Below are 6,321 nucleotides of genomic sequence, written 5' to 3' on the forward strand. Positions count from 1 at the left end.
GCGACATGGCTCTGGCAACGCGGACGGACCGACGGCCGTCCATGGCGCGCACCATGTGGGACTCGACCGTCGGCAAGAAGACGGTGATGGCGGTCAGCGGTCTCGTCATGCTGCTCTACCTGGTCGCCCACATGATCGGAAACCTGAAGATCTTCTTCGGCGCGGGCGAGTTCAACCACTACGCCCACTGGCTGCGCACGGTCGGCGAGCCGTTCATGCACTACGAGTGGACGCTGTGGCTGGTCCGCGTCGTGCTGGTCGTCGCCGTCGTCGCCCACGCCACGTCCGCGTACCAGCTCAGCCGCCGCGACATCCGGGCGCGGCCCGTCAAGTACGTGCACAGAAAGCCGCGCGCGAGCTACGCGACCCGCACCATGCGCTGGGGCGGGATCATCCTCGGCCTGTTCGTCGTCTGGCACATCCTGGACCTGACCACCGGCACCGTGCACTCCGGCGGCTTCGAGAGCGGCAGGCCCTACCAGAACGTCGTGGACACCTTCTCCACCTGGTACGGCAACGCCGTCTACATCGTCGCGATGCTCGCCCTCGGCCTGCACATCCGGCACGGCTTCTGGTCCGCGGCCCAGACCCTCGGCGCCGGCGGCCGCACCCGCGACCGCGCCCTGAAGACCGTCGCGAACGTCCTCGCGCTGCTGCTCACGGCCGGTTTCGTCGCCGTCCCCGTGGGCGTCATGACCGGAGTGGTGAGCTGACCATGACTACCTACGCCGACTACACGACCGGAGAGCCGGTCGCCGACACCAAGGCGCCCGCCGGACCCATCGCCGAGCGCTGGGACAGGCGCCGTTTCGAGGCGAAGCTGGTCAACCCCGCCAACCGGCGCAAGCAGACCGTCATCGTCGTCGGCACCGGCCTGGCGGGCGGCTCGGCCGGCGCCACCCTCGCCGAACAGGGCTACAAGGTCGTCCAGTTCTGCTACCAGGACTCCCCGCGCCGCGCCCACTCCATCGCCGCGCAGGGCGGCATCAACGCCGCGAAGAACTACCGCAACGACGGCGACTCGATCCACCGCCTCTTCTACGACACCGTCAAGGGCGGCGACTTCCGGGCCCGCGAGTCCAACGTGCACCGGCTCGCGCAGATCTCCGTCGAGATCATCGACCAGTGCGTGGCCCAGGGCGTGCCCTTCGCCCGCGAGTACGGCGGCCTGCTCGACACCCGCTCCTTCGGCGGCGTCCAGGTCTCCCGCACCTTCTACGCCCGCGGCCAGACGGGCCAGCAGCTGCTGCTCGGCGCCTACCAGGCGCTGTCGAGGCAGATCGCGGCCGGCAACGTCGAGATGCACCCGCGCACCGAGATGCTCGACCTGATCGTCGTCGGCGGCCGGGCGCGCGGCATCGTCGCCCGGGACCTGATCACCGGGAGGATCGACACGTACTTCGCCGACGCCGTGGTCCTGGCGAGCGGCGGCTACGGCAACGTCTTCTACCTGTCGACCAACGCCATGAACTCCAACGCGACCGCCGTGTGGCGGGCGCACCGGCGCGGCGCGTACTTCGCCAACCCCTGCTTCACGCAGATCCACCCGACCTGCATCCCGCGCACCGGCGACCACCAGTCCAAGCTGACGCTGATGAGCGAGTCGCTGCGCAACGACGGCCGGATCTGGGTGCCGAAGGCCAAGGGCGACGACCGGCCGCCGAACGAGATCCCCGAGGACGAGCGCGACTACTACCTGGAGCGCATCTACCCGTCCTTCGGCAACCTGGTCCCGCGCGACATCGCCTCCCGCGCCGCCAAGAACGTCTGCGACGAGGGCAGGGGAGTGGGCCCCGGCGGACAGGGCGTGTACCTGGACTTCGCCGACGCCATCGCGCGCATGGGCCGTAAGGCGGTCGAGGCCAAGTACGGCAACCTCTTCGACATGTACCAGCGGATCACCGACGAGGACCCGTACCGGGTGCCGATGCGGATCTACCCCGCCGTGCACTACACGATGGGCGGACTGTGGGTCGACTACGACCTCCAGACCACCGTCCCCGGCCTGTTCGCGATCGGCGAGGCCAACTTCTCCGACCACGGCGCCAACCGGCTCGGGGCGAGCGCCCTGATGCAGGGACTGGCCGACGGCTACTTCGTCCTGCCGGCCACCGTCAACGACTACCTCGCCCGCAACCCGCACAAGGAGGAGGTGGACGCCGGCCACCCGGTGGTGCAGGAGGTGCTGGCCGAGACCGAGGACCGGCTCAACCTGCTCCTGTCCGTGGACGGCGACCGCACCCCCGACTCCTTCCACCGCGAACTCGGCGAACTGATGTGGGAGTTCTGCGGCATGGCCCGCACCGACTCCGGCCTGCGCGAGGCCCTCGAGCGCATCCCGCGGATCCGCGAGGAGTTCTGGCGGCGCGTCAAGGTCCCCGGCACCGGCGAGGAGTTCAACCAGTCCCTGGAGAAGGCCAACCGCATCGTCGACTACCTGGAGCTCGCCGAGCTGATGTGCCTCGACGCGCTGCACCGCACGGAGTCCTGCGGCGGCCACTTCCGAGAGGAGTCCCAGACCCCGGACGGCGAGGCCGCCCGCAAGGACGACGAGTTCGCGTACGCGGCCGCCTGGGAGTTCACCGGCACCGGCGAAGCGCCCGTCCTGCACAAGGAAGACCTGGTCTTCGAGTACGTCCACCCCACCCAGCGGAGCTACGCATGAAGCTCACCCTGCGCGTCTGGCGCCAGAAGAACGCCGCCGCCGACGGTGCCATGTCCACGTACGAGGTGGACGGGATCTCGCCGGACATGTCGTTCCTGGAGATGCTCGACACCCTCAACGAGGAGCTCGTCCTCAAGGGCGAGGACCCGGTCGCCTTCGACCACGACTGCCGCGAGGGCATCTGCGGCGCCTGCTCGCTGGTCATCAACGGCGACGCCCACGGCCCCGAGCGCACCACCACCTGCCAGCTCCACATGCGGTCCTTCAAGGACGGCGACACCATCGACATCGAGCCCTGGCGGGCCGCCGCCTTCCCGGTCGTGAAGGACCTGGTCGTCGACCGCTCGGCCTTCGACCGCATCATCCAGGCCGGCGGCTACATCACCGCGCCCACGGGCGCCGCCCCGGAGGCCCACGCCACGCCGGTGCCGAAGCCCGACGCCGACCTCGCCTTCGAGCACGCCGAGTGCATCGGCTGCGGCGCGTGCGTCGCCGCCTGCCCGAACGGGGCGGCGATGCTCTTCACCTCCGCGAAGGTCAACCACCTGAACGTGCTGCCGCAGGGGGCGCCCGAGCGGGAGACCCGCGTGCTGGACATGGTCGCGCAGATGGACGAGGAGGGCTTCGGCGGCTGCACGCTCGCCGGCGAGTGCGCGACCGCCTGCCCCAAGGGCATTCCGCTGTTCTCCATCACCAGCATGAACAAGGAGTGGCTGCGCGCCACCCGCAAGGCGGCCCGCAAGTAGCCCCACCGGACGTTCGCCGGAGAGCGCGGACGGGCGGGGCCGGGAGAGGTGCTCCTCCCGGCCCCGTCTCGCTTCCCGCCCCTGGCATTCAGCAATCCCACATCCGCTCTCCCGGTGCCGGTCACGCTGAGGACAGCCCCCGTCGGAAGAACTGGGGCGGACCCGGCCCCGCGACCAGGAGAGCACCCATGACCGGCGTACTGACCGCAGACCGCCCCCCGCTGCCCACCGCGCCCCGGCACTACACCGTCGCACTCGCCCGCGACGAGGAGGAGGTGCGCGCCGCGCAGCGGCTGCGGCACGACGTGTTCGCCGGGGAGATGGGCGCCCTGCTGACGAGCCCGCAGCCCGGCCACGACATCGACCCCTTCGACGCCCACTGCGACCACCTGATCGTGCGCGAGGAGACGACCGGACAGGTCGTCGGCACCTACCGGCTGCTGCCGCCCGAACGGGCCGCCGTCGCCGGACGGCTGTACGCGCAGGGCGAGTTCGACCTCTCCGCCCTGGACCCGATACGTCCCTCCCTGGTCGAGGTCGGCCGCTCCTGCGTCCACCCCGAGCACCGCGACGGCGCCGTCATCGCACTGATCTGGGCCGGCCTGGCCCGCTACATGACCGAACGGGGCCACGAGTGGCTGGCGGGCTGCTGCTCCCTCCCGCTCGCCGACGGCGGGCAGCTCGCCTCCGCCGCCTGGAACCGGGTCAGGACCGGCCACCTCGCCCCCGAGGAGTACCGCGTACGCCCCCTGCTCCCGTGGACGCCGCACGCCTCGGCGCCCGCCGCCCGCACCGGACTGCCCGCCCTGCTCCGCGGCTACCTGCGCCTGGGCGCCTGGGTCTGCGGGGAGCCCGCGCACGACGTGGACTTCGGCGTCGCCGACCTGTACGTGCTGCTGCCCATGAGCCGCGTCGACCCGCGGTACCTGCGGCACTTCCTCTCGCTGCTCCCGGCCCGGTGAGCGCCTGGCTGCCCGCCGCGCCCTGCACCCCGGGGACCTGTGTGGAGCCGGACCGTGCCGCGGGCGCCGTGGTACGGGCCGTGCCGCGGCTCGCGGCGGTCGCCGTCCTGCTGCTCGCCGGGATCGCGGTCGCGCTGACGCCGGCCCGCCCGCGGGTGCCGGCCGCACTGGTGCGCCGCTGGTGCCGCTGGATCGTGCGGGCCGCCGGGGTCCGGGTCCGCGTCACCGGCGCCGCCGCGCCGGCCGGGGGACTGCTGCTGGTCGCCCACCACGTCTCCTGGCTGGACGTCCCGCTGCTCGCCGCCGTGCGCCCCGCCAGGATGCTGGCCAAGAGCGAGATCCGCCGGTGGCCGGTGGCGGGCGGCCTCGCCGCGCGGGCGGGCGTGGTGTTCATCGAGCGCGACCGGCTGCGGGCACTGCCGGACACCGTCGCCCTGGTGGCGCGGGCGCTGCGCGAGGGCGCCGCGGTCGCCGCCTTCCCCGAGGGCAGCACCTGGTGCGGGCGCGCCCGCGGCCGCTTCCGCCGGGCCGTGTTCCAGGCCGCGCTGGACGCGGGGGCGCCGGTCCAGCCGGTACGGATCCGCTACCGGACCGGACGGGGGACGGTGAGCACGGTGCCCGCGTTCGTCGGCGAGGACACGCTGCTCGCCTCGGTGTGGCGGGTGGTGACGGCAAGTGGGCTGACGGCCGAGGTGGAGGTGTGCCCGCCCCTTCCGCCCGGCCGCCACCGCGACCGCCGCTCGCTCGCCGACGCCGCCCGGCCGGCGGGACCGGGGACGTGGGACGGCCGGCACGGTCACCGGGAGAAAGCGCATACGAAAAGTTAGTGCCTTTTGTTCCCTGTGTTCCGTTTTCGGAGTGCCGGAGCGGACATCCGGACTACAGGCACTCCGGAAGGAGGGTGATGCCAGATGATCACCCGTGAAGAGATCGCCGACCTCCTGGACCACCCGGTCTACGACGGGGACGGCAACAAGATCGGCGAGGCCAAGCACGTCTTCTTCGACGACATGACCGGGCGTCCCGAGTGGGTGAGCGTCAAGACGGGCCTCTTCGGTTCCAACGAGTCGTTCGTGCCCATCCGAGACGCCTCGCTGGTGGAGGACCACCTCGAGGTCCCGTACCGCAAGGACCAGGTCAAGGGCGCGCCCAATGTCGACGTCGACGCGGGCGGCCATCTGTCGGAGACCGAGGAGCACCGGCTCTACGACTACTACGGCATCAACTGGGACAGCGTGCTGTCCGAGGCCGAGCGGACCGACGACGGCCGCTGGGCCGCGGGCACCGGCAGGACCGGCGACGCCGGTGCGGCCGGCGTGGCGGGCACCGCCGGCGCGGCCGGTGCCGCGGGACGCCGGGAGACCTCCGGCCGGACGGGCGCGCGCGGCGGCGACGACGCGATGACCCGCTCGGAGGAGCAGATGCACGTCGGCGTCGAGCAGCGCGAGGTCGGCCGGGCCAGGCTGCGCAAGTACGTCGTCACGGAGGAGGTCCAGCAGACCGTCCCGGTGCGCCACGAGGAAGTACGGGTGGAGCGTGAGCCGATCACGGACGCCAACCGTGACGAGGCGCTCTCCGGCCCGGCCTTCACGGAGGCCGAGCACGAGGTCACCCTGCACGAGGAGCGCCCCGTCGTGGAGACGGAGACGGTGCCCGTCGAGCGCGTCCGGATGACCACGGAGGAGCACACGGAGAACGAGACCGTGCGCGGCCGCGTCCGCAAGGAGAGGATCGAGGCCGAGACGGAGGACCTCACCGACGACGACGACACCCGGCGGGGCCGCAGGTAGCCGTCGGCCGTCCCGCGGGGGGGGGGGGGGGGGGGGGGGGGGGGGGGGGGGGGGGGGGCGCCCCCGCCCCCCCGGCCCCCCCCCCCCGGCCCCGGGGGGGGGGGCGGGGCGGGCGGGGGGCGCGGGGGGCTGGGACGGGGGGGCCGGCGGCCGCCCGC

The 6,321-nt window shown here is 72.7% G+C and carries 6 protein-coding genes; all 6 read left to right on the forward strand.

Translation table 11 applies throughout. The annotated features are described in order from the left end of the window. Window positions 1–41 precede the first annotated feature (41 nt). On the forward strand, window positions 42–713 hold the full coding sequence (locus ACFYOJ_RS15635) for a succinate dehydrogenase (protein ID WP_356558136.1): 672 nt from the start codon (window positions 42–44) through the stop codon (window positions 711–713). A gap of 2 nt (window positions 714–715) precedes the next feature. Then, complete coding sequence (locus tag ACFYOJ_RS15640) at window positions 716–2,665, forward strand: fumarate reductase/succinate dehydrogenase flavoprotein subunit (RefSeq protein ID WP_356558130.1); 1,950 nt, start codon at window positions 716–718, stop codon at window positions 2,663–2,665. Beyond that, complete coding sequence (locus ACFYOJ_RS15645) at window positions 2,662–3,411, forward strand: succinate dehydrogenase/fumarate reductase iron-sulfur subunit (protein ID WP_356558131.1); 750 nt, start codon at window positions 2,662–2,664, stop codon at window positions 3,409–3,411. The genes ACFYOJ_RS15640 and ACFYOJ_RS15645 overlap by 4 nt, the downstream gene beginning before the upstream one ends. A gap of 188 nt (window positions 3,412–3,599) precedes the next feature. Continuing rightward, entirely contained in the window at window positions 3,600–4,373 is a 774-nt protein-coding gene (locus tag ACFYOJ_RS15650) for a GNAT family N-acyltransferase (RefSeq protein ID WP_356558132.1), read from the forward strand. Beyond that, complete coding sequence (locus tag ACFYOJ_RS15655) at window positions 4,370–5,200, forward strand: lysophospholipid acyltransferase family protein (protein ID WP_356558133.1); 831 nt, start codon at window positions 4,370–4,372, stop codon at window positions 5,198–5,200. The genes ACFYOJ_RS15650 and ACFYOJ_RS15655 overlap by 4 nt, the downstream gene beginning before the upstream one ends. An 84-nt stretch (window positions 5,201–5,284) precedes the next feature. Continuing rightward, window positions 5,285–6,163 carry a PRC and DUF2382 domain-containing protein gene (locus ACFYOJ_RS15660; RefSeq protein WP_356558134.1) on the forward strand — a complete coding sequence of 293 codons (879 nt, stop codon included), beginning with the start codon at window positions 5,285–5,287 and terminating at the stop codon, window positions 6,161–6,163. The last annotated feature ends 158 nt before the right edge of the window (window positions 6,164–6,321 follow it).

This window comes from Streptomyces sp. NPDC006384 (assembly GCF_042870695.1).
Taxonomy (GTDB): Bacteria; Actinomycetota; Actinomycetes; order Streptomycetales; family Streptomycetaceae; genus Streptomyces.

Excerpts from the sequence above, each read along its gene's own strand:
- ACFYOJ_RS15635 (WP_356558136.1), top strand. The coding sequence starts at position 42 with ATGGCGCGCACCATGTGGGACTCGACCGTCGGCAAGAAGACGGTGATG.
- ACFYOJ_RS15640 (WP_356558130.1), top strand. The coding sequence starts at position 716 with ATGACTACCTACGCCGACTACACGACCGGAGAGCCGGTCGCCGACACC.
- ACFYOJ_RS15645 (WP_356558131.1), top strand. The coding sequence starts at position 2,662 with ATGAAGCTCACCCTGCGCGTCTGGCGCCAGAAGAACGCCGCCGCCGAC.
- ACFYOJ_RS15650 (WP_356558132.1), top strand. The coding sequence starts at position 3,600 with ATGACCGGCGTACTGACCGCAGACCGCCCCCCGCTGCCCACCGCGCCC.
- ACFYOJ_RS15660 (WP_356558134.1), top strand. The coding sequence starts at position 5,285 with ATGATCACCCGTGAAGAGATCGCCGACCTCCTGGACCACCCGGTCTAC.